This is a genomic window from Candidatus Jettenia sp. AMX1 (genome assembly GCF_030263775.1).
Classification (GTDB): domain Bacteria; phylum Planctomycetota; class Brocadiia; order Brocadiales; family Brocadiaceae; genus Jettenia; species Jettenia caeni.
The window spans coordinates 1-23,789 of sequence record NZ_SZPP01000021.1 but is presented as its reverse complement, the minus strand read 5'-3'; the positions used below and the strand labels follow the sequence as shown (position 1 = coordinate 23,789).

Sequence of the window (23,789 nt, the reverse complement as noted above, 5' to 3'; positions counted from 1 at the left end):
AGCGATGTAATTATATTGTGAGAGGTTACTTTGATAAGCTGAAACCATACTCCTTTAGAGGTAATACCGATGAGTGAAAAACCAAGACCAATTGTTCGGCTGTTAATCGCATGTCTTTTCTTTCTTATTGCAGTTCTCCTTAATATTTTATTGCCACTTTATTGGCATACGGTACCAGAAATAGTTAAGCATCTGCTTCTTATCTTCAGCGCCATAATGTGCGTTCATATCATGGAATATACCTACCTTTGGTGGGAAATTTTTGGGCATATAAAGGATATATTAAAGGAAACTCTTCAAACTACAAACCGGCTTATCGATGATAACAGAATTTCTTTAGAAAAATATTTACAAACAACCAATCGGCTCATTGGGTCGGCAGCACTTTGCGGTCTCACAAATATCTATTCCACCCGCAAAGATGTAAAGAGCGATATTTATGATGCAATAGAAAATGCTGAGAAAAGGGTATGGCTTCTTGGCATCACATTCTCCGAAAATCTTCATCTCGATGAATTGCTTTCCACGCTTCAGAAGAAAATATCGCATGGACTCGATGTAAAGATACTCCTTCTTGATGCACTTGAGTGCCCGGCAATCTTCCGAACTTTTCTTGAAAGCACTGCATCTGAAGCTGCAAAGATTATCCATGCCGACAGGACAAAAACACAATCACCGGATCCTTATTTCCATCAACGATTGTACAGTGATTTTGTGCATGCCTGTGATAGACTGAAAAGTTATCCCAACGTTGAACCTGCGGTCAGGTTTTACACGCATAGCCCAACCTGCTGGATGATGATTGTAGATAATGTAGCACACTTTCAACCGTATACATTCGGAAGAAGCGCCAGCCAGCATTCGGCAAACCTCTGCATCGGGGCTAACATGCCAGTATTTAAATTTCAAATACAGCCGAAAGGGAAACCCTTCGAGATTCTCGAAGATCATTTCCTGAAGTTATGGCTGACATCTAATTTAGACCTGTTTCATATAGAAGCTAAAATAGCAGACCGGAACCGTATCGTAAGAGATATATTTGATTCTCATTCATCATGGTTGAAACAGGTATATGAAGTACTTTACACACCGAAAGATAGTACGTCCTCCGTAATTGACCAATACAAGGTTCCAAGTCAGTTATGGAGATGGGATCAGCCATCACTGAGTATCTCCTTGCAAGATAATAAAACCTTGACACGCGCAGCTATCTGTGATTATTCCTGCAAGGGGATTTCATTAGAAATAGAGTCGGCCCTGGCGTTATGTGAAGGGCAAATCATTCTCCTGCAGGGCGAACCTCCAACAGAGCCGTTGGAGGCCAATTTCGTTATGAATCATTTCCTCAGAATAAAGAGGTTTATTATCAGGCAATTATCACAAGGATCACCATCAACAATCAGATTAGAGGCAGCTCCTGCGGAAGAGAACAATAAACCAGGAATTGATAGTAGATTAACCGCATATTCTTAGTTACAATTACCATTATTATCCAGAACGTGACACAAGCTACAAGGAAAATTTGGACAGATACAAGTATCGTGTGATATTCAATCATGGAAAACATACAAATAAATATTAATCATGTCTGGATTATGACAGCAGCATGTATGGTATTTTTCATGCAGCTAGGGTTCACCTCTTATGAAGCAGGTTTTTCACAATCCAAGAATGCTATCAGCGCTTCTATTAGAAATCTCGTAGTATTTCTCATATCCTCACTGGTATTTTACGCTGTCGGGTTTGGATTCATGTTTGGGGTAAGTTGCATGGGCTGGATTGGAGTAAGCCATTTCTTTACCAGCGGTATTCAGGAACACCCCGGTAATTTAGGTTATACCTTTTTCTTTTTTCAACTGGTCTTTTCCGCTACAGCATCTACCATAATGACCGGAGCTATAGCAGAACGCTCCTGTTTTATTCCTAATGTTGCAGGCACGGTATTCATGGTAGCCATTATCTATCCGATTTTCGGCCATTGGGCATGGGGAAGCCTTTTCCATTCAGAACAATACGGTTGGCTAGAAAAATTAGGGTTTATTGATTTTGCAGGATCTACACTGGTGCATTCGATTGGGGGTTGGTTCGCCCTTGCGGGGGCAGTTGCCGTAGGACCAAGAAATGGCAAGTATAATCCTGATGGGTCTTCAAATTCCATGGGGCTACATAATATTCCGTTGGTAACTTTGGGTACCTTCTTCCTCTGGTTTGGCTGGTTTGGCTTTAACGGAGGAAATCTTTTGCGGGCAAGCGCCGAGATTAGTCTTGTCATTACCAACACGAACCTGGCAGCAGCCACAGCGGGAATTTCTGCGCTCCTCTTTACGTATGCAAAAGAAAAGAGACTGAACGCCGGAAAACTCTTTACAGCTATACTGGCTGGCCTGGTAGCGATAACAGCAGGCTCCAGCAGGGTAAATCCTCATGGCGCCATTTGTATCGGTTTCATTGCTGGTATAGGAGCGATCTTAGCTCAGGATTTTATTGAGAAGATATTAAAAGTTGACGACCCCGTCTCTGCCATTGCAGTTCACGGAGTCGGGGGCGCTATAGGCACCCTCTGTGTTGCATCTTTTGCTGAAAAATCTATGCTAGCGGTAGAAAGTGGCAGCCGGTTACACCAACTTGGTATACAGGCTGCAGGCGTTGCGGTTGCCTTTGTGTGGTCTCTCGGATTAGGAACGTTCTTTTTTTGGTGTCTAAAAAAAATCGTAACTATCCGTGTAAGTCCTGAAGAAGAAAAAAGAGGGCTTAATGTTGCCGAATACGAAGATGTGGCTTCATGGCTTGATTTCATACGTATTACCAGACTTCAAGACTTAAACACTCTGCTTGAGAAGAAGGTTGCAGAAAGAACAGAGGAACTTCAAAAGGCAAATATTGCGCTCGATAAGGCCAATAAACTAAAATCAGAATTTTTAGCAACCATGTCGCATGAACTTCGCACCCCATTGAATGCTATCATTGGCTTCGCTGAGGTTTTAAGGGACGAAATTACCGGAACTCTTAACGAAGAACAAAAAGAATATATCAGTGATATCCACGGTAGCGGGGAACACTTACTCAATATGATTAATAGCATCCTCGACCTTTCAAAAATTGAAGCTGGCAAATTAGAACTTCACTATGAGGTATTCTCTATAGAAGAGGCGATCACTGAGGTGCTGAATATGATCATGGGACTTTCTCTGAAGAAAGGCATATCCCTGAAGACTTTTATTCAAAAAGATATTCCCTCTTTAACAGCAGACCGATTGAAATTCAAGCAAATTATGTTTAATCTATTATCCAATGCCATTAAATTTACCCCGGAAAGTGGTGCGATTTCAATCTCTGCAGATCTTTTAGATCAACATATCCAGTTTGCCATAAGTGATACCGGTATAGGAATCAAATCAGAAGATATGGATAAGATATTCCAGACGTTTCGTCAATTAGATGCCTCATATGCGCGCCATTATGAGGGGGCAGGTCTTGGCCTGGCGCTCACAAAACGTCTGGTTGAATTACACGGCGGTAAGATATGGGTAAAGAGTATCTATGGAAAGGGAAGCACATTCACCTTCACGTTACCACAAAATCCATCGTATTAGGACTTATCATCTTTCTTTTTTCCATATTTTTCATAAGAAACAATCTTTTCAAGATCAAATCTTGGTCTTTGAGATGGCTCTTCATCAGGATAGCCTACAGGAAGTATCGCAACGATTTCTATGCCCTTTGGGATTTCAAGTATCTCTTTGACTTTATTATCATTAAACCATCTTACCCAACAGGTTCCTAACCCTAATTCGACAGCCTGAAGTACCATGTGTTCGATAGCAATATCGGTATTTCCTGTAGCAGCAATCAATAAGTGCCATGCAATATCGGCGCTCGTTTCACTCCGTTTCAAGGAAGGAACAAAAATCTCACGAGTCTTAGCCGGCAGGGCGCCGGCTGCAATCAGTTCATCAATCCGCTCCGGAAACTCACCAAATGCCTTGATATCCGCACAACAAGCAATAATCACGGGCGCCTGCCCAACATGGCGTTGATTATATGAAGCTGCCTGGAGTTTTTTTCTTGTTTCGGTATCCTTTACCAGGATAAACCTCCACGGTTGTGTATTAGAACCCGATGGTGCAAGCCGTGCACTTTCTAAAATTTGCATTATGTATTCATCGGGTACCGGGTCTGGTTTAAATTTTCTGATACTGCGGCGTTTATGAATTGCTTCTCTAACATCCATATTGTTATCATTCCTGTAATGAAGTTATTGATTACCCGTTCTTACTGATAACTGATACCGAAGAAATGCAGCACACGTCCCATCCTGTGCCACTACAAATCACAATCCGGCCAGGATTCTTCTCTGCCTATAAATACCATAATGACCACAAGCAATGGGTGCTTATCAAAAGATTGGCTGCTTGTGTTCATGAGTATAAAAAAATATAAAAGCGGAGAAAAGTAAAAAATACCAGAGACTGGAAAAGAAAATATTCACAACAAAAACAAAAAGATATAGAAACATTATGACGTAACGTGCTACAATAGTTTTGAGGTATTAAATCTTATGCTAAAAACTACTATTAACACATCAACGTTAGAACTTGTTGAGGGAGATATTACCCTGCAGGAAACAGATGCCATCGTTAATGCAGCAAATACAAGTCTTTTAGGCGGTGGCGGTGTAGACGGAGCTATACACAGGGCAGGGGGACCAAAAATATTAGAGGAATGTAAGAAGCTGGGAGGATGTCCAACAGGAGAAGCCCGCATTACTACAGGAGGAGATCTTAAGGCAAGGTATGTAATTCATACCGTCGGCCCTATGTATCGCCATGGTAAAAAAGGTGAAGCAGAATTACTGGCTCATGCTTATAAAAATAGCCTCACACTCGCCTCTCAACATAAGCTCAAAAGCATATCATTTCCATCTATTAGTACTGGCGCCTACGGGTATCCAATTTACGAGGCAGCAACAATAGCCTTAAAAACAGTAATAGACTATTTAAAAACCCATTCTCATAGTATCGGACTCGTACGCTTTGTTCTCTTTAATTTCAAGTCATATCAACCTTACGAGAAAGCTTTACGGGAGCTTATAAAATACCAGACCCTTAAGGAAAAGCAATAATGGGTTTCATGTATGTTTATTAAAAAAAGAGAGATCATCCTTACCATTAATAAAATCATCTTCTCCAGCCTTGATATACGGGAAGTTTACCAAACAATGAGTAAGGAACTTTTAAAGGTAATTGATTTCGATCGTATGAGTGTTACTCTTATTAGTGAAAATAACAATTTATATGAAACCTTTGTGCTCTCAAAGGATTACGAATATACAGACCTCAAAGAGGGTGTATTATATCCGATGGAAGGAAGTTTAATGAAAAGAGTAGTTCAATTTCGTGAACCGGTACTTGTTGATGATACATCAAAAGGCCGGTTTCTTACCGATGCTGTACTATTTAAAGAGAACATTCGCTCAAGATTGGGATTTCCCCTTGATTATAAAGGGCGCATAATCGGCAGCGTAAATTTTGGGAGTAAGCGAAAAGATTATTACACAAGAAAGCATATCGATTTTCTTTCGCAAATCGCGCCTCAGTTAGCTATGGCAATCGAAAATACAAGACTTTTCAACAAAATTAAAGAAGCGGAGAAGAAGTACAGGACAGTCATTGAAAACTCGCCGGATATTATCTTTGAATGTATGAAGGATGGGAAATTTTCTCTTATGAGCCCTTCCGTGGAAGGAATAACAGGTTATCCGCTCCATGAATTTTATGATAATCGGGGTTACGGGCTCACCCTTTGCCATCCAGAAGACCAGGAAAGAGTATACCATGAAATACTCCGGGTATTACAGGGCGTCAATAGAAATTTAATGAATCTGGAGTTTCGGATTATTCATAAACAAGGTCAGATTGTCTGGCTCTCTCTTGAGATACTTCCCATTATTCAGGAAAATACGATCATTGGCATTGAAGGTTTTTGCCGTAATATTACCGAAAGAAAACGGTTAGAGGAGCTAAAAGATATTCTGATCCGGGATGTTACCCATGAACTCAAGACACCTGTCGCTAAGATAGAAATGGCTCTTGATATGTTTCAACGCTCTGTTTTAGCCGGAAATAAAGGTATGCCGGAAAGGGGCTATCAAATCAATGAAATTCTTCGAAATAATATCAGGCGATTAAAGAACATAATTAAAAACATACTTGATATATCTAAGTTAGAATCGGGAACGGAATCGTTAAAATTATCTGATATCTCACTGGTTGAATTAGTAAAAATAGCTGTTAATGAACTGAAAGATACTGCCAATCAAAAAGAGAATATCCTTCTGTATCAAATACCTTCTGACATTCCCATAATTAAAGCAGACCGGGATAAGATACTTCATTTGATAACCCATCTGGTGGACAATGCTATAAAATTTACGGAACGTGGAAAAATTAACATATCGGCACGAAAGCTCCCTGATACCGTGGAGCTAACCGTAGAAGATACTGGCAGAGGTTTGGATGAAGGGGTACAAAAACGCGTATTTGAAAAGTTTTATAAAGAAATACCCTCAGCCTATGGGTCAGGAATAGGTCTTGCCATTTGTAAAAACATTGTGCAGATGCATAAAGGAAATATCTGGGTAGAATCTGAAGGCAAGGGAAAAGGATCGCGGTTCAAATTTATCTTACCAATCAAAGCATAACTCATAGAGAAACAAAGAGATTATTCCGGGACCCTTTGTATGAAACCGAATATTCAAGTCCAAAGGGATGGCATCTCAGCACAGGTATCCTGTATCACCCCTTCGGGGTTCAAAATCCTTTTCTCTCTTTTTTGCTATAATCATAACATCCCTACGGGATTAGGTAGAGACGCAACATCTTACGTCCGTACAGTTGCTAAATCTTGCATCTGTGCAATCGCAATATCTTACGCCTCTCCGAATGAAGCTGAACACACCTGCGCACGCCAGAACACGATCCATACGGGAAGATGCAACATCTTGCACCTCTTCAATTCTCAATCGTTGATCACTATAGCATAATTTAGCAAATCTACGTTTTATTCTGAAGCTTTAAGCTGACCATATCTCAAGACGATTTCCCTCCGGATCAAACAAAAAAAAGGATCTTCCCCCCCAGGGATGGTCTGAAATCTTTCCTATACGTATCCCCTTAGCGAATAACCCCTGCCACGCTTCATCGGCTTTATCCACTTGAAAAGCAAGCGTCAATCCCTGACCGTTTGCACTTTTAATAGTGGCGCGTTTCTCGTTTGCCACGCTTAAACGAGCGCAGTCATTTACTTTGAACTCTATAAACCAGTCATTTCTAAACGTTATTGGAAAACCGAGAGTATCACGATAAAAGACAACTGTCTCTTGCCAGCAACGGCAATACAATATTGTATTAACTACACGAATTGATTCTCTCATTTAGCATTTCCCACCATAGAATTATGCAATTAACGATAACTTTTACCAGAGACTATCCGTAGTTTTATATCATACCTAAAGATAAAAACATATCAAAACAAATAGAGATAAACAAGCATTAAATTCCCTTGAAAGCTTTTAAATTACTGGTAAAATCAAAGAACATCAAAAGATATAAAAGTATACAGGAAATACGAAAAATTGTTTATAACTATTTTGCCAATACGCTGGAAAACATATACCGGTAGAGAAGAAACGAAATACAAATAATCTTTTCAAAGGAGTTGAAGATAAATGAAGGAATTACTCATTGTAGAAGATGACTCGGAAATGCAAGAATTTTATAAAGACATGCTCCAAGGGGAACAGTTTACCGTTACCCTCGCCTCAAATGCAGATGATGGACTCAAAAAAATAAAAGAAAATACGTATGATATGGTAATACTCGATATTTTAATGGAAGGTGTTACAGGAGACAGACTATTTGCTTTACTCAGAAAGGACAGCCGATACAGAAATGTACCGGTTATTATGGCTTCTGTATTAGAGGAAAAGGCTTACCGGTGTTTCCAGGCATTAGGAAATATTTCGTTTTTAGAAAAACCTTTTAACAAAGAAAGACTTTTGAGTGAAATAACAAAAAGGCTCGATAATTCCAAATAACGTAGCAAATACTCAACCAGGTGACCTTTCTTTCTCTTTATTACCTGCAGATTATCTCTTATGCCTTTAAGATTTTATATTTTTCTTGAAATACCGAGATATGCATGTTATTTAAGATATATAATACATTACGATAAAGGCAAACCTTGAGTAATCAGGGGACGCAAAGGAAAGGGTCTTGTAATAGTGGACAGTGTCAGTATAAGTAATAGACGCTTACACTCACAACTGACACGATTAAAATAAGATAGCCTTACTGCCGAAGATTTTCTTACTGAATATCTTGACAGTAAGGCTTTTTGTTTTAAAGAATTTCCCATATCATAGTAAAAAGCGAATTCTGATCTGAGAGAATTTTTCTCTTTAAAAAACCGAAACTAACCTTACGGACCGTATTTGCAATCATCGATACAACATCATGAGAGGAGGTGATGATTGAATTTTTAAAATTTTTTATTTTATGTATCAAGTTTGATGCACGTACATTGGGATAGAGCCAATGAGTGCCTGACTTTTATCTTATATAAATTAATGATGCGCGCAAACATCCGGAGGGATATTCCTGAAATTGATTTATGGATAGTTTCAGGAAAAAATACGTCCTTTATTTTCATGCTTTTTCATTAAATTAAAAGGAGATGCCTATGTTTAAAAAAATTGGTATTACCGCGACGTTTGTGGGCGCATTGATGTTCGGTATAGGTACGGTTAACACCTTTGCAAAGGAACCTAATTGTCCGGATGCTTGCAAATGCCCGGATACGATAAAATGTGACCCAGAATGTGTGAAGGGAAAGACAGATAAATGTATCTGTAAACATTAAACAGCCCAAAGTTTTCTCTATCCAGAAGCGCCTTGTATTAGCATAAGGCGCTTCTGATTTTATAACCATGAAACCGGCGAATACAAATTTTGGAGAGGGAAATTAATGAAGAAGAGAGTAGGACATTGGTGGAAAAATCCTAAAAATGAACTGTTTGATGAAAGTCATACATTAAGAACTTACTGGGATGAGGAAAAATATTGTTTCAGATGTGGAAATTGCAATACAGAAGTCAAGGAAGGTACTGTTTGTAAATGTGCTAAGGAAAATATATAATATTATGTTTTGTAGTAATTTATTGGAGTATGCCTTTATAAAGTTTATTCTGTAGTTATTTTTTATCTATCTCTTTTTCAAGTTTTTCAACTGCTTCTTTGATGGCTTCACTTGCCAACACAACTTCGTCCTTATAAGGCACGCTCTTGTTTGCTTCTATAGACCATAAGATTTTTCCTTGTTTTGTATCAATACAATCGGCTTTAAAAGATACTTTTCCACACTGGTAGATTGCCGCATTCGATAACTCAAGCTTATATATTTTACCAATAACCACAGCGTCTACCCCTAATATTCTTCCCAGAGCAATAGAATCTCTCTCTCTCATCAGTTCTTCTTTCATGTCTTCAGCTTTTAATATCCTCCTAATTTCCGAACGCGTTAAGATATGATATCTTCCCCAATCTGATAATGCATCGGTCATCATACCTGCAAGCATTTCACCCGCATCAGGATTACTGATTGTTTTAATAAAGAGACCCTTCACTTCATCTTTCTGAATATGTTCATCATCAAAACACATCACGGCTAACGTATTTCTATGGTGATAAGGTATTTCTCTCTCTACATATGCTTCAGTCATAGAGACCATCCTGCAGCCAGAACATATCATATATATTATCAGGACAAAGAACAAAAACAGCCTATTCATGCATTCTCCTTACAAGGGTGTAAAATTTATCCCGATTCGTTTTCTACCGGTAACGTAAGCTTATGAAAAAAATACTCTCACTGTAAAATTTATAATCCATGAATTCACATAGGAGGGCCTGGTATATCATAGTTAGATAGTATTTTCGGCTCCTGTGTGAGCTTACCGTAGTAGTAATAAAGCGAAATTGGAAAATAAATTTCAAAAATGAAATGATAACATTTTATCATAATTTGCCTGTATAATCTAAAACAATTAATCACTATTCAGCTAAGTCTTTGTTATATAAACACTAATATTATATTCTAAGATAATAATTAATTTGGAATACTATTTGTGTATTACCCTATCCGTTTTAGATTAAAATTTAAATTTCATATTGAGTAGCTCATAACGGGCATAATATTTAACTTAAGCTTATTGTTATTTTATACATAAGGAGAAAATATGGAGAATGGAGAAAAGATATGGATATTGGTCTTATTATTAATAATTTAGTGCATCCCCCGGTTCTTTTCTTCTTTCTCGGAATGATTGCATCGTTCTGTAAATCAGACCTCAAGATCCCCGACCCCCTACCCAAGCTTTTCTCACTCTACCTCTTGCTTGCTATAGGATTTCATGGTGGAGTCGAGCTTCGTAAAACAGGTATCAATCAGGAAGTTATTTTTTCCTTGTCTGCTGGTATATTAATGGCTATTATTGTACCGATATATACATTCTTTATCTTAAAGATTAAATTGGATACTTATAATGCTGCAGCAATTGCTGCAACATATGGTTCCATAAGTGCGGTAACGTTTATAACCGCTGTTACTTTTCTTCAGACATTAGGTCTTGAGCCTGGAGGGTATATGGTAGCAGCGCTTGCGCTTATGGAATCACCGGCAATCGTTATCGGTATTATCTTAGCAAGATTATTTGCTCCGAATAATAAAGAGGGTAATCACTTTTCCTGGGGTATGGTCATGAAGGAGGCCTTCCTGAATGGTTCTGTATTACTTATATCCGGTAGTCTTTTGATTGGATTAGCTTCAGGTGAAGAAGGGTGGGATACTTTAAAACCTTTTACAAAAGACATCTTCAAGGGAATGCTAAGCTTTTTTCTTCTTGATATGGGACTTTTGGCAGCAAAAAGAATTGGCGATCTGAAAAGCGCAGGATTCTTTTTACCGCCTTTTGCGATATTAGTTCCAGTTCTTAATGCGTGTGTTGCTATTTTTATAGCAAAGCTCATACACTTGCAGCCAGAAAATGCCCTCGTTTTTTCAGTACTTTGTGCCAGCGCTTCATATATTGCAGTCCCTGCAGCTATGCGATTGTCGCTTCCTGAGGCAAATCCAAGCCTATTCGTTCCCATGGCTTTAGCTATTACCTTTCCGTTCAATATTATCGTAGGAATACCTTTGTATTACTATTTAATTATGAGAACTGATCAATGGATTCCCTTATTTTGGAAATAAAAATATGAAAAGAGTGGTAAAAGTAGAAATAGTAACAGATTCTCTTGAAGTTGAAAATATTATTAAACTCCTTGAAGAGGTTGGAGTTTCTGGTTACAGTGTTATAAAAGATGTAACAGGAAAAGGCCATCGGGGGGTGCGGTCTGGTTATGAATTTGCAGATTTATTTAAAAACAGTTACATATTAGTTGTGGGTGAGGAAAATCAGATGCATAAGGTTGTAGAGGCTATAAAGCCTATTATAAAAAAGTTTGGTGGGCTTTGTATCGTCTCTGATGTTATATTGAGAATACACAGAGGTGATGACTGAATTTCCTCGGGAAAGTTCTACCCTGTTGGATCAGATAGAGGAATAAGCGCTATCGTTGTGTGAAGTAATTAGATAGCTGCCCTTTTTTTCTTACAAAAGGCTTTTAAGTCATGGAGTAAGAATGTGTTAATTACATTCTTTGCCTCCAGCCAACCCCTGCGGGCTATCCCCACACCCAATTCAATCATCCACATCTGATCCACATGGTGGGCATCGGTACTAATTGCAATCATAACTCCTGTCTCTTTTGCCTTTTTGCAATTGCTATCATTGAGATCGAGCCTATCATAATAACAGTTAAGCTCAAGCGCCGTACCGGTTTCAACGCAAGCCTCCATAACCTTATCCAGGTCTATCTCATACCCTTCACGTTTACCAATTAACCGGCCTGTTGGATGAGCGATGATGTTGACATAAGGATTGCGAATAGCAGCAATCATTCGTTCGGTAATTTTTTTCTTCTCTTGCTTAAATCCGCTATGGATAGAAGCTATAACAACATCCAGTTTTTCTAATAGTTTATCAGGAAAATCAATAGACCCATCAGCCATAATATCCACTTCTGTCGCCTTCAATAAGGTAAATCCTTTCAATTTTTTATTCAAATTATCAATCTCCTCAATCTCTTCAAGCAGTTCTTCCTCCCTCAAACCATTCGCCACATGGAGTGATTGTGAGTGATCCGATACCACGAGATACCTATATCCCATATCCATAGCTCGTTTGGCCATTTCCTCAAAAGTGGAATTGCCATCACTCCAATCAGAATGGTTGTGGAGATCTCCTTTGATATCTGAAAGTTTAATGAGATTCGGTAGCTTCCCCTCCTGAGCAGCTTCGATTTCTCCCTTATTTTCCCGCAACTCAGGCGGTATCCAGTCCATCCCCAGTACCTTATAAATTTCCTCCTCCCTACTTCCCCCAATCTTTTTATTGTCCTTAAAGATGCCATACTCACTGATCTTATATCCCTTCTTTTTAGCAATCTCCCGGAGATGGACGTTGTGTTCCTTTGAGCCGGTAAAGTATTGTAATGCAGAACCGAACTCATCTTCACGAACCACTCGCAAGTCTACTTGCACACCTTCCTCCACCCGAACACTTCCTTTGGTATCCCCTGCTGCTAATATCTGTGTTACACCACGCATAGTTACAAAAGATTTTACAATATCCTCACCATGCGTACCGGTGGCTAGTATATCTATATCCCCAACAGTTTCCTTCATTCTGCGCAACGAACCTGCTGATTGGATATCTCTTGTTTGTGAATGGTGTTTTAATACTTCTATAATCCCTTTCACAACAGGGTATGCCATTCCAATAGGGATACGCTGCTGACTCGTCTTAAATAGCTCGATCCCTCTCATAATATTTTGAATCTTCTTATCTCCCATCCCAAATAACCCCTTTAGCTTGCCTTCTTGTAAAGCCTTCTCAAGGTCACTCAAACTCACGATACCTAATTTCTTATTCAACATGGCTACGGTTTTTGGACCTAAGCCAGGTATCTGCATAAGGGTTATTGTTTCTTCAGAAATTTCCTTCATTACCTCATCGTACTTGGACATTTTTCCGGTATGAATATATTCCATAATTTTTTCGGCCATACCTTCTCCGATGCCGGGAATATCCTTTAATTTCCCTTCCCTGGCAAGTACTTCTATATCCTCCGTTACATCTCCAAGTATCCGGGCAGCCTTCCGGTAAGAATTTATGCGAAAAGCATTTTCCCCTTTAAGCTCCAGTACATTAGCAATCCGTTCAAATAATGCTGCAATCTCATGATTTTTCACATCATCATCCTTTTCTTTTCATTGTTGCTTATTAAACATACAGGGAAATTCTCACATGTAGGTGGATTATATCAACGTCCTCAAAACACTTCAAATTTTATTTATTGACACAGAGAGGATACTTTTCGCATAATCTAGACGTTTTTATTCTGAGCAGTAACCATATTGCTCAGGCGAAAAAAAATACAAACAATAAAGATTTTGATCCTGGAGATTCGTTGCTCTGTAGCAAGAAAGGTTATGGTAAAAGGAGAGATAAACATGAGAGAACAGATGATCGGCATTATTGGGGGAAGCGGCCTTTACAATATAGAGGGAATTCAAGAGGTAAAAGAGGTGTCAATTGATACCCCTTTTGGCAAGCCATCTGATAGTTTTATGGTAGGAACCTTAGAAGGACGGAAAGTAGCTTTTCTGCCACGTCATGGCAGAGGACACATGATCTTGCCATCAGAACTCAACTTCAGGGCTAATATTTACGGGATGAAGAAGTTAGGTGTGGAACATATCATTGCTGTCAGCGCTGTTGGAAGTATGAAAGAAGAGATTAAACCTTTAGACATTGTTATTCCAGACCAGTTCTTTGACAGAACACAAGGCAGGATCAGCACATTCTTCGGAGAAGGAATTGTAGGACATGTAAGTTTCGCCGATCCGGTATGCAGTACCCTTGCCAATACTTTATTTAATGCGGCTAAATCCATTGGTGTACGGGTGCACAAAGGCGGTACTTATTTGTGCATGGAAGGCCCTTTATTCTCTACCCGGGCAGAATCGAATGTGTACAGACAATGGGGAGTTAGCGTCATCGGCATGACAAATCTTCAGGAGGCTAAACTGGCGCGGGAAGCAGAAATATGCTACAGTACCTTAGCTATGGCTACAGACTATGACTGTTGGCACATAGAAGAAGAACCGGTAACGCTGGAAATGATTATTGCAAATTTAAATAAAAACGCTGAAACGGCAAAACAGATTCTCAGGAGCGCTATTCCAAAAATAGAACAAAAGAGAAGCTGTTCTTGCGCAACAGCAGTACAAAATGCTATTGTAACTCATAAAAACACGATTCCAGAGAGCGTTAAGAAGAAGCTCGATGTTATCTTCGGAAAATATTTAAGATAACTATCAATGGGACGGTGGAATAATTTCTATGAGCTGAAAATGAAAAACAAGATCCTTGCCGGCTAAAGGATGGTTAATATCCAGAGTTACTTCCTGTTCAGTAATATTGGTCACCGTGACTACAACAGTCCCGCCATCCTCTTGATAAATATCGAGCTGATGACCTACCTCCGGTTCCAAATTGGATGGAAATTCTTCTCGGTCTATTACGACAATCAATTCTTCGTCATATGAACCATGTGCTTTATTTGATGGTACTTTGATTGTTTTTAACTCACCCGGCTTCATCCCAATTACTGCTTCTTCAAGACCAGAAATGATAGAACCTTTACCTATGGTAAATCTCAGAGGTTTTCGATTAATTGAGGTATCGAATATCGTACCATCTTCAAGTTTTCCCGTATAGTGAATCTTAACAGTATCACCATATTTTGCCCGTGCCACTTCTCTTTGCTCCTCCTGTGTTGTTGTACAATCCAAGGAAGGTGATAAGTACTATAGAGAAAAAGATATGCCAATAGTATGAAAAAGATACGGAATGATTAAATTTTACTTTTCGTAGTACATAATCGATAAGATAATAAACTCAGTGTAGTTTTTTAGATGGCGAACAGCATGGAATGATTGATCATGATAATGTGAATACTGTGACATGATACAAAATTGCGATATCACAAGAATGTGACATGGCACAATTTCTGGAAGAGAAGATACAAACCAAGAAATGAAGACTGAAAAAGGATAAACAATGTAGGGGCGAATGGCCGTTCACCCCTACATGAGTGTACACAATTTTCTATAATTATCGATCTGACAGAGAGTACACGGAACGGTACATTCGCAGTCGTACCTTAGCATAATGCCTCTGATAAAAGAAGCAAATTACCTCAGCCTTCCTATGAGAAATTTCTGTACTATCTGATTGAAATGATAACGAAAGGCGATCATGCAATATCTATAAGTTTGATATCAAAAATGAGGTCTTTACCAGCTAAAGGATGGTTAGCATCTAATGTCACATCCGATTCAGAAACATCAGTTACCGTAACTACCGATGTTTGACCATCAGCGCCACGGACCTTAAACTGTTGTCCAACTTTTGGCTCCACATCGGGGGGAAATTGATCCCGGCCTACAACCCCTACCATCTCTTCGTTATGACCCCCATATGCATCTTCCGATTTAATGTTGATGGTTTTTGATTCTCCGGGGCTCATTCCCACCACCGATTGTTCAAAACTTGGAATTATCTGACCATTGCCTATAGTAAACTGCAGAGGTTCACGGTCTTCAGAGGAATCAAATACTGTACTATCATCCAATTTACCCGTGTAATGTACTTTAACGGTATCGCCATATTTTGCCTGTCTCATTTTTCACTCCTTTCGTCTTATAATAGCTCCCTTCTGAGGAATCTAATAACGTCCTCCAGCATATGCTAAAACCAAATGTGTTAGGCAAAACATAGCTGCAAACACGTTGTTAAGTAACATGATATCCTGCGTTATTCCGCATGGTATCTTTATTAGAAACGTCGCCTTCCACCGCTGCCACTACTACCGTATCTTCCACCCCTGCCACCGCCGCTACTGCTACCTCTTCCACCGCCACCGCCGCCCCTTCGTTTTTCTTCACGTGGACGAGCCTCATTAACGACAATCATTTTTCCTTTTAATTCTTTGCTATTCAAGCCATTGATTGCAGCCTGTGCTTCAGCTTTAGCAGGCATTTCCACAAACCCAAACCCTTTTGATGTCCCGCTGAATATGTCTTTTATAACAGTAGCGGATGTTACCTTTCCAAAAACCTCAAAAGCTTGTCGTAAATCATCTTCACTAACATCATGTGGTAAGTTACCTACGTAAATATTCACGCGTATCTCCTTTCTATTCTTTAAAGCCCTTGCCTACGATTTATCCTCACAAATAAACCAATGTAAAAACAGTTACAAATTTTAAACACCATAGTCTAAAAAGTTAAAATACATGCCATACAAATTCTGTTATCGAAAGAACCTACGTATAGATTTATGCGAAAATCCAAGAGCTTATACAATTGTTGAAGACTACCTTATGTAACAATAAAACAGTATATGGAGTAGATCTAAGATATCTGGAGGCAGTGTATCGGAAGTACCTGGAGATTGAATTTGGATATCAAAAAAAAGATGAGTTGCCCTTAATAAAGATCGATGCAGCACGATTGTGTGGGAACTATACGTATACCCCACCTTTACAGTATCTATAAGGTTAGGATTCCTTTTTAATTCGATGGGGGATCTCTTTGCTATAAAAGATTCATAAATCAGATATCATAAGCAGATTTTTAAATTTTTTATCAATCTGATAGTTACCTTGCAATCAGGTAATTTATAAAAAATCTCGTACAGTAGTACTGTTTTCTCTTAGGTATACTATACCGCATAATAGAGGAAATGAAAGATAAAAAGAAAATATTTTCCATCTTACGAAAAATTCTAAACAGAATCCTGAGATAAGTATTTCAACTCTTTCCGCCCTTTTTCTTCATTTACAAGAGAGAACAAGATTCCACCAATAATAAAAAAGAGCGAAACAGACGAAATACCAAATCGCGATGCACTATCACTGCTATACCCAAGAGATCTCATCATCAGATTGATTCCACCAATAAAGGCAGGGCCAATAACAGCAGCAAATTTACCTACCATATTATAAAAGCCAAAATACTCGGCTGATTTGTTAACAGGAATTATTTTTGCATAGTATGAACGGCTCAATGCCTGAATGCCGCCCTGAACCAAACCAATGGTAATAGCTAATATATAGAATTCATTCTTACTTTGCACAAAAGCGCCATAGAAGGAAACAAATAAATAAATTGCAAGAGCGATAAAGATAGCATATCTGGCGCCAATCTTACCGCCAAGATAAACAAGCCCCAAAGCAGATGGAAACCCAATGAATTGCGTGATAAGTAATGCAACAATTAAATCACGGGATTCGAGGCCTATAGAAATACCATAATCTATCGCCATGTAGACAATAGTATTTACCCCATCAATATAGAACCAATAGGCCATAAGAAAGAGAAAAACCGTCTTTAAATGCCGGACGTTCTGAAATGTTTTTCTTAATTGGGTAAAACCTGCTTTTACCATAGTTACCGGTAATTTTATCTCAGTATTTTTAGGTTCTTTTACAAAAAGGAAAAGAGGGATAGAAAATACAGCCCACCAGATGCCCACGGAAAGGAATGAGGATTTTATTACTTTCCCGGTATCTGAAAATCCAGATATTTTAGCATTGAGAACCATCCACACATTGAATGCGAAAAGGATACCACCTCCCAGATATCCCAAAGAAAAACCTAGTCCGGAGACAAAGTCCAACTTCTTCCCGGATGCCACGCTTGTGATCAATGCATCGTAGAAGATATTCCCTCCTAAGAATCCAATAGTTGCAAAGATATACAGAAGAATGGCTACCGGCCAGTTACCCTGAGAGACCATGCACAGACATGAAGTCATCACTGCACCCATATAAGCAAAGAAGAAAAGAAATTTCTTTTTCGAAGTCCCCTTGTCAGCAATGGCTCCTAATATGGGCGCTCCTAAACCTATAATCATACTTGCGGCCGAATTTGCAAATCCTAACCTCGCTGTAGTTATCGTGGTATCAACGCCAATACTCCAGTATTGTTTAAAAAAAATGGGAAAAAATCCAGCCATAACGGTGGTAGCAAAAGCCGAATTAGCCCAATCATACATACTCCATCCGAAGATCGCTTTCTTATCATCAAGTTGCATATTATAGATAACTTAAGGAGAAATGCCCCGTCGTTATTCTTTTACTATGTACGTCAAGTTGTCGTTTAGTCAAGGGTGGCACTGACAAACTCTGTTTGTCAGTGCGTTATATTCCCTATCCACGTTGGCATTTGAAGCAAGCACGGACAAACGATCCCTGCTTAAGACATACAGGGACAGGGTTTGTCCGTGCCACCTTGAAAACCGCTTACATAAAATGAAAATTCCTATACAATTTAATTAGGTTGGGTTTTAAAGGGAGAAACCCAGCGACTTTTACCCACCCCTTAATCCCCTCCCGGGAGGGGACTTCTCCGATTCCCCTCTTGAGAGGGGTTAGGGGTATGTTCATGGCATAGCGAGAAACTTTGAATTTCCTCTACATTCCATGAGATTGTAAACCAGGATATACCATAATTCTCATAAAGTTATCTATAGTTGTCTTGCCTGCCCTCAATCGGACCTGAGAGCAAAAGAAATGCACCGATAAGAATCAGTATGAGTCCAATCCACTGGGTTAAGCTTGGTCGCTCAGCGAGAATTGCATAGCTCAGAACTACTGTCACAGCAGGATACAGGGAAGTTAAGGGCACGACCAGACTTGCATGGCCTCTTTGGAGCGCAAAATAATAGAACACAAGACCCAAAGCCAAACTTACTCCGGATAAGAAACCAAATATATTCCAGGACGTGCGCCATGGAAGAAAATTTTCCGTACGGAAAAAAAACAGGAAAACAAATACTGCACACATCAGGCAAATAAGCGCTTCGGCTAGAAAGATAGAGACCGGTGACATGTTTCTTTCAATTGCAAGTTTTCCGAAAAAGCCCCAAAGGCCCCACATCAGAAGAGTAATACCAGAAGAAAATATCACAAAATAATCGGCTCTCATGTACAATTATTTCCTGCGCCGTCTACCTTTTTTCCCATAAGATTTCTGAGATGCTGTTCCGGTTGTTTTTTGGCTGGCAGGTTCTATAATAATCTTCTTCCCTTTGATTTTAATATCTTTCATGGCGTCCTGGATATCTTCTGCGTACTCTTTCGGCACTTCTACAAAAGTATAATTGTCAAAAATATCAACAGCTCCGATTATCTTGCCGGAAAGACCTGTTTCACCGGCAATGCTTCCGACAATATCCTTAACTTGTACTTTCTGCTTGCTCCCCGCATTAATAAACAATCTCACCATTTCTGATGTTGCGGGTCCTGTATCTCTAAAATCTTCCTCTTGTGTTGGTGCTTGTTTACTCTTTTCCCCTACAATTATTTTTAATAAAGATGCGGCAATATCTATGGAGGTATAATCTTCACCAGCCAGGCCTTCAACCCAGTGAATGTATTTCCCTAAATGCCCTTCATTAATTGTTTCTTTTACTTTCCCTAAAAGTAAATTTGTTTTAATTTCTTCTACGTCACCAAGAGAAGGAATCTTTTGAGGTGTAATTTTCGTCTTCGCATATCGTTGTATATCCTTTATCTGATAAATCTCTCTCCCTACAACAAAGGTAAATGAGCGACCTTTCCTTCCCGCCCTGCCCGTTCTTCCTATCCTGTGTACATAGTATTCTTCATCATGCGGCACATCATAGTTAAAGACAGCTTCTATATCCTCTACATCAATTCCCCGGGCTGCTACGTCAGTTGCTATCAGAATTTCGATAGTTCCTTTCCTGAACTTGGACATAACGCTATTTCTTTGTGATTGTCTCATATCCCCATGCAAACCATCAGCCAGGTATCCTCTTGCCTGGAGATGTTCCACCAGGTCATCTACCCGCCTTTTTGTGTTACAAAATACCAGTGATAATTTTAAATTATAGATATCGATTAAGCGGGATAGTGTCTCTAATTTCGCTTGCTCTTTTACCTCAAAATAAAATTGCTCAATATACGGAACTGTAAGTTCCTTGTGCACAACCTTTATAAATTGCGGATCGTTTTGATATTTTTTTGTCAAATCTAAAATAGCCTGAGGCATAGTTGCGGAGAAGAGAATGGTTTGTCTCTTCCTGGAGATTTTCTCCATAATAAATTCGATATCTTCCCGAAACCCCATATCCAACATCTCATCCGCCTCATCCAATATGATTATTCTTACGGCATCCATTTTTAGCGTACGGCGGTTCATGTGGTCCATAACACGCCCCGGAGTACCAATAATAATTTGCACACCTTTTTTTAATGCCTTAATTTGACGTTCTATAGGTTGCCCTCCGTAGATCGGCAAAATCTCAATGGCCTTTTTATATTTTGATAATTTTTTCATCTCTTCGGCAACCTGGATTGCCAATTCCCTTGTAGGACATAAAATTATCGCTTGTAATTCTCTGGTACCAGGATCTATCATTTCGAGTGTGGGAATCCCAAACGCTGCAGTCTTCCCGGTGCCTGTCTGGGCTTGCCCAATGATATCTTTTCCTTTTAATATATAGGGAATAGCTTGATACTGTATTGGAGTGGCTTCTTCAAAACCCATATCTTTAATTGCTTTTCGTAGTTCTTCTGATACATGTAAATCTTCAAATCTTAATTTTTCTATATCAGTTAGTTCTTCCATATACCCTTTCCTATCCCCCTCAATATTCCTTTTAATAATTTCCATTTCCTCGTTCATCTTCAACAAATTTAAGAAAACCAGGACTTTCGCTCTATTCTCATATCATAGTATGATAATAAAAGCAATAAATAAATTTATACGGCTATTTTTTCTCCCAGAATATACCTAAGATACCAACAACAGTACCTTTTTCATCTTTTACGGGGGTTTTTACCGTATGCACAATGCATTCCCGCCCATCCTTGATATAGTTCTCTTCTATTTCCTCTGTTCGCCCTGATTTCATAATCCTTTTATCATCCGCCCGGTATTTTTCAGCTATTGCCCCGGGATAGAAATCATAATCCGTTTTTCCTCTAATCTCATCCGATTTTATCGATAGATCCGCAGCGTAATTTTGATTACAAGACACATATACTGAATTTTTATCCTTGTAAAATATCTTTTGTGGCAGGTTCTCTAAGAGCAAACGATACTTACTTTCATTTGTACGCAATGCCTCCTCTGCCTGTCTTCGCTCTGCAATCTCTTTCCGTAATTCCTCATTTACCTTCATGAGTTCCGTAGTCCGCTCTGCCACCCGTTGCTCTAAAGATTCATTCAGCACTCTCAGTTCATCTTCTATGCGCTTAAATTCAGTAATATCTTGAACCGTTCCATTCATTTTAACCACCTTGCCTCTCTGATTACTTATGATCTCAGTCTGTACATGAATGATGCGTATCCGGCCGTTTGGTAAAATAATACGGAGATTATTAGTATAAGGCTTTCTCTTACAGATAGATTCACGAAGAGATTTTTTCACAGACTCTCTGTCGTCTCCATGAACAAAACTCAGGAACACCCTGTAAGTCGGAGTAAACGTATCCGGAGACAAACCAAAGATACGATAAAGCTCATCCGACCAATACAGCTTATCTTCCCTGATATCCCATTCCCAGTTTCCCAGATGAGCTATTCGTTGCGCATTCGCAAAACCGGCTTTACTTTTCCGCAACGATTCCTCCGCCCGTTTGTACTCGGTAATATCGGATACCACACCATGCAGATGGATAGATTCATTCTCCCCTTTCTTCGCAACGATACTATCACGCACCCAGCGAATCGTTCCATCCGGCTTAATAATCCGGTACTCCTCTTCTTCAAGAGCTGACTTGCCCACTGAAATGCGAATTAATGCATTTTCCAGCCTGGTTCGATCCTCAGGATGTAGAGTACCCAACCAGTGCTCTGGCCCCCGTACATAAAATTCCGGAGGCCGGCCGGTGATCTTTTCCACCACGGGAGAGTAATAACGATAGGTAAATGTACCTTTCTTATCAACTTCAGCGCTCCAAATATAATCCGAAATCGAACTCAATACCTGGCGAAGTTCTATGTCGGTGTGTTGCAGCATTTCTTCCACCCGTTTCCGTTCAACAATTTCCTTTAAGAGCCTTTCAGCAATTGTATGAAAATTCCTGGCCAGTAAGCCAATATCTCCCTTGCAACGTATCTTCTCCGGATAATTCAAGTCTCCATCAGCAAATCTTTCTACTGCATCCTTTAAATCCTTAATCGGCCCTGATACTGAAATAGTAAAAATAACCCCCGCACCGGTAACCAATGCAGCAACAACCACTCCAAAGATCAGCGTAACAATACCCAATATCCTTACTGGTGCAAAGGCCTCTGCTTCATCTATCTCTGCCAAAAGCACCCAATTATATCCGGGTATAATCATCGAGGCGCCAATAACAGGTATTCCCCTGTAGTCTTTATATATACCAACTATCTCTTCATTATTCTCCGCAAAGGCACGAATAGGCTCTGTATCTACTTTCTGCTTCAGTGATGCATCTTCTATAAATCTCGATTCGGTCAGCATCACCTTGTCTCTATTAACCAGATACACTTCACCAGTTTCCCCCATTCCGACACGGTCGGTTGTAATTTCATTCAAGAATCTAAGGTTATAGACATTAATGATAACACCGAGCAACCCTGCGTTATGTTGAGAAATAATGGGCGTAGAAATTAATATACAATTTGTGTTAAGGGAAGAGAGGTAATGGAGTTTAATATGAGTTTTACCTTCGCTTTTACTTATTCCTTGAGTAAAGATATCGTTATTTGACATATCTTTGTCAATAAAATTCAGATTGGTAGACGAGATTACCTTACCATATTTATCTACAAGGATTATTGCTATGAAATGTTGGTTAAGCAGTTGCTTATTCTCAGAAAAATATTTGTTTAATCTTATTGCCTCATCGTGATAAAAGGAACCTCCGCGAAGAGCCCTTCTCATGCAATTTCTTATGAATTCGTCGGAGCTGAAATCTATGGTCTGTGTCTTTATCCTTTCCATAAGGGATAGCATGTGAAGCCTTTTTGATTCTGCAACTGCTCTTAATTGTTCAAGAATCTGATACTTTAGTGTACTTCTGGCATTCAGAAAGTATATTGTTGTAATTATCGCTATAGGTATGAGGGAAATACAGAGAGTGAATATGAGGAATTTACCTCTTGTAGATAGAGATGAGTTCATGTGCAGGACTCCTTGAAGTGTATTCTTAAGATCTCTAAAGCAGTATTTGGGGTGGTACGGACAAACCCTGTCCCAGTATGTCTTGAACAGGGATGGTTTGTCCGTGTTCAACCTGAGAAATGAAAATTCCTCTACAATCAAGGTAAGGTTTATTTTACTGCTTAAGGTAACGCATATGACTCTAAACAGGCTGTCCAAAAATTATTTTTCAGAAACTATAGTATCCAAAGGATGAAACCGAACATATTCTTACCTAACGAAAGACTACCTGGCCAGTCATCTATGAAAAAGCATGTCAAGAAAAAATAATGTTCCTGTTGACAAAAAAACAAAGGAACTGTTTTCTTGCCATGCGTCCTTCCCGCTTAATTGG

The 23,789-nt window shown here is 39.2% G+C and carries 22 protein-coding genes and 1 riboswitch; of the genes, 11 read left to right on the top strand and 11 right to left on the bottom strand.

The annotated features are described in order from the left end of the window. The first annotated feature begins 69 nt into the window (after nucleotides 1-69). Together FBQ94_RS07920 and amt are read left to right on the top strand one after the other, a co-directional pair. Nucleotides 70-1,473, top strand: a complete 1,404-nt coding sequence (locus tag FBQ94_RS07920; protein WP_007221595.1) for a hypothetical protein — start codon at nucleotides 70-72, stop codon at nucleotides 1,471-1,473. Between the two features lie 83 nt (nucleotides 1,474-1,556). Further along, the gene (amt, locus tag FBQ94_RS07915) at nucleotides 1,557-3,593 is read left to right on the top strand and encodes an ammonium transporter (protein WP_007221594.1); all 2,037 of its coding nucleotides are present in this window, start codon (nucleotides 1,557-1,559) and stop codon (nucleotides 3,591-3,593) included. Here the strand turns inward: amt and FBQ94_RS07910 are convergent. Next, the gene (locus FBQ94_RS07910) at nucleotides 3,590-4,231 is read right to left on the bottom strand and encodes a nitroreductase family protein (protein ID WP_007221593.1); all 642 of its coding nucleotides are present in this window, start codon (nucleotides 4,229-4,231) and stop codon (nucleotides 3,590-3,592) included. The two genes, amt and FBQ94_RS07910, sit on opposite strands and share 4 nt — an antisense overlap. A 327-nt stretch (nucleotides 4,232-4,558) precedes the next feature. On the opposite strand from FBQ94_RS07910, the gene FBQ94_RS07905 reads away from it, so the two are divergent. Together FBQ94_RS07905 and FBQ94_RS07900 are read left to right on the top strand one after the other, a co-directional pair. Beyond that, complete coding sequence (locus tag FBQ94_RS07905; RefSeq protein ID WP_007221592.1) at nucleotides 4,559-5,122, top strand: O-acetyl-ADP-ribose deacetylase; 564 nt, start codon at nucleotides 4,559-4,561, stop codon at nucleotides 5,120-5,122. A 12-nt stretch (nucleotides 5,123-5,134) separates the two neighbouring features. Further along, the gene (locus FBQ94_RS07900) at nucleotides 5,135-6,700 is read left to right on the top strand and encodes an ATP-binding protein (RefSeq protein WP_007221591.1); all 1,566 of its coding nucleotides are present in this window, start codon (nucleotides 5,135-5,137) and stop codon (nucleotides 6,698-6,700) included. A gap of 372 nt (nucleotides 6,701-7,072) precedes the next feature. Here FBQ94_RS07900 and FBQ94_RS07895 read toward each other — a convergent pair whose 3' ends face one another. Next, nucleotides 7,073-7,432, bottom strand: a complete 360-nt coding sequence (locus tag FBQ94_RS07895) for a VOC family protein (protein WP_040543672.1) — start codon at nucleotides 7,430-7,432, stop codon at nucleotides 7,073-7,075. Between the two features lie 294 nt (nucleotides 7,433-7,726). Between FBQ94_RS07895 and FBQ94_RS07890 the strand changes: the two genes are divergently transcribed. The 3 genes from FBQ94_RS07890 (at nucleotide 7,727) to FBQ94_RS07880 (ending at nucleotide 9,195) form a co-directional block, all read left to right on the top strand. Next, on the top strand, nucleotides 7,727-8,095 hold the full coding sequence (locus FBQ94_RS07890) for a response regulator (protein WP_007221589.1): 369 nt from the start codon (nucleotides 7,727-7,729) through the stop codon (nucleotides 8,093-8,095). 128 nt (nucleotides 8,096-8,223) lie between these two features. Beyond that, nucleotides 8,224-8,359, top strand: a riboswitch (cyclic di-GMP riboswitch). Nucleotides 8,360-8,739: 380 nt separating this feature from the next. Then, nucleotides 8,740-8,919: a hypothetical protein gene (locus FBQ94_RS07885; RefSeq protein WP_007221587.1), complete on the top strand. Its 180-nt coding sequence runs from the start codon at nucleotides 8,740-8,742 to the stop codon at nucleotides 8,917-8,919. Nucleotides 8,920-9,024: 105 nt separating this feature from the next. Beyond that, on the top strand, nucleotides 9,025-9,195 hold the full coding sequence (locus FBQ94_RS07880) for a hypothetical protein (RefSeq protein WP_007221586.1): 171 nt from the start codon (nucleotides 9,025-9,027) through the stop codon (nucleotides 9,193-9,195). Nucleotides 9,196-9,250: 55 nt separating this feature from the next. Here FBQ94_RS07880 and FBQ94_RS07875 read toward each other — a convergent pair whose 3' ends face one another. Next, nucleotides 9,251-9,778, bottom strand: coding sequence for a CsgG/HfaB family protein (locus FBQ94_RS07875; protein ID WP_007221585.1), 528 nt, complete (start codon nucleotides 9,776-9,778; stop codon nucleotides 9,251-9,253). A 536-nt stretch (nucleotides 9,779-10,314) separates the two neighbouring features. On the opposite strand from FBQ94_RS07875, the gene FBQ94_RS07870 reads away from it, so the two are divergent. Next, a complete protein-coding gene (locus FBQ94_RS07870; RefSeq protein ID WP_007221584.1) occupies nucleotides 10,315-11,310 on the top strand; it encodes a sodium-dependent bicarbonate transport family permease in 996 nt (331 codons plus the stop codon). Nucleotides 11,311-11,314: 4 nt separating this feature from the next. Continuing rightward, the gene (locus FBQ94_RS07865) at nucleotides 11,315-11,620 is read left to right on the top strand and encodes a P-II family nitrogen regulator (RefSeq protein WP_007221583.1); all 306 of its coding nucleotides are present in this window, start codon (nucleotides 11,315-11,317) and stop codon (nucleotides 11,618-11,620) included. 68 nt (nucleotides 11,621-11,688) lie between these two features. Here FBQ94_RS07865 and polX read toward each other — a convergent pair whose 3' ends face one another. After that, nucleotides 11,689-13,413, bottom strand: a complete 1,725-nt coding sequence (gene polX, locus FBQ94_RS07860) for a DNA polymerase/3'-5' exonuclease PolX (RefSeq protein WP_007221582.1) — start codon at nucleotides 13,411-13,413, stop codon at nucleotides 11,689-11,691. 261 nt (nucleotides 13,414-13,674) lie between these two features. On the opposite strand from polX, the gene mtnP reads away from it, so the two are divergent. Beyond that, entirely contained in the window at nucleotides 13,675-14,538 is an 864-nt protein-coding gene (mtnP, locus tag FBQ94_RS07855) for an S-methyl-5'-thioadenosine phosphorylase (protein ID WP_040544082.1), read from the top strand. 3 nt (nucleotides 14,539-14,541) lie between these two features. Here the strand turns inward: mtnP and FBQ94_RS07850 are convergent, their stop codons facing one another. The 3 genes from FBQ94_RS07850 to rbp all read right to left on the bottom strand — a co-directional run bounded on the left by FBQ94_RS07850 (nucleotide 14,542) and on the right by rbp (nucleotide 16,411). Continuing rightward, nucleotides 14,542-14,982, bottom strand: a complete 441-nt coding sequence (locus FBQ94_RS07850) for an FKBP-type peptidyl-prolyl cis-trans isomerase (RefSeq protein ID WP_007221580.1) — start codon at nucleotides 14,980-14,982, stop codon at nucleotides 14,542-14,544. A 500-nt stretch (nucleotides 14,983-15,482) separates the two neighbouring features. Further along, nucleotides 15,483-15,911: an FKBP-type peptidyl-prolyl cis-trans isomerase gene (locus FBQ94_RS07845; protein ID WP_007221579.1), complete on the bottom strand. Its 429-nt coding sequence runs from the start codon at nucleotides 15,909-15,911 to the stop codon at nucleotides 15,483-15,485. 152 nt (nucleotides 15,912-16,063) lie between these two features. Beyond that, entirely contained in the window at nucleotides 16,064-16,411 is a 348-nt protein-coding gene (gene rbp / locus FBQ94_RS07840) for an RNA-binding regulator (RefSeq protein WP_007221578.1), read from the bottom strand. Nucleotides 16,412-16,596: 185 nt separating this feature from the next. Here rbp and FBQ94_RS07835 point away from each other — a divergent pair, with 185 nt between their 5' ends. Next, nucleotides 16,597-16,785, top strand: coding sequence for a hypothetical protein (locus FBQ94_RS07835; RefSeq protein ID WP_285442081.1), 189 nt, complete (start codon nucleotides 16,597-16,599; stop codon nucleotides 16,783-16,785). A 229-nt stretch (nucleotides 16,786-17,014) separates the two neighbouring features. Here FBQ94_RS07835 and FBQ94_RS07830 read toward each other — a convergent pair whose 3' ends face one another. From FBQ94_RS07830 to FBQ94_RS07815, 4 genes are all read right to left on the bottom strand, one after another. After that, nucleotides 17,015-18,325, bottom strand: coding sequence for an MFS transporter (locus FBQ94_RS07830; RefSeq protein ID WP_007221577.1), 1,311 nt, complete (start codon nucleotides 18,323-18,325; stop codon nucleotides 17,015-17,017). 428 nt (nucleotides 18,326-18,753) lie between these two features. Then, the gene (locus FBQ94_RS07825) at nucleotides 18,754-19,218 is read right to left on the bottom strand and encodes an EamA family transporter (protein WP_007221576.1); all 465 of its coding nucleotides are present in this window, start codon (nucleotides 19,216-19,218) and stop codon (nucleotides 18,754-18,756) included. A 6-nt stretch (nucleotides 19,219-19,224) separates the two neighbouring features. Further along, nucleotides 19,225-20,868: a DEAD/DEAH box helicase gene (locus FBQ94_RS07820; protein ID WP_051006196.1), complete on the bottom strand. Its 1,644-nt coding sequence runs from the start codon at nucleotides 20,866-20,868 to the stop codon at nucleotides 19,225-19,227. Between the two features lie 160 nt (nucleotides 20,869-21,028). Further along, a complete protein-coding gene (locus FBQ94_RS07815) occupies nucleotides 21,029-23,416 on the bottom strand; it encodes a PAS domain-containing protein (RefSeq protein WP_007221574.1) in 2,388 nt (795 codons plus the stop codon). Nucleotides 23,417-23,789: the final 373 nt, after the last annotated feature.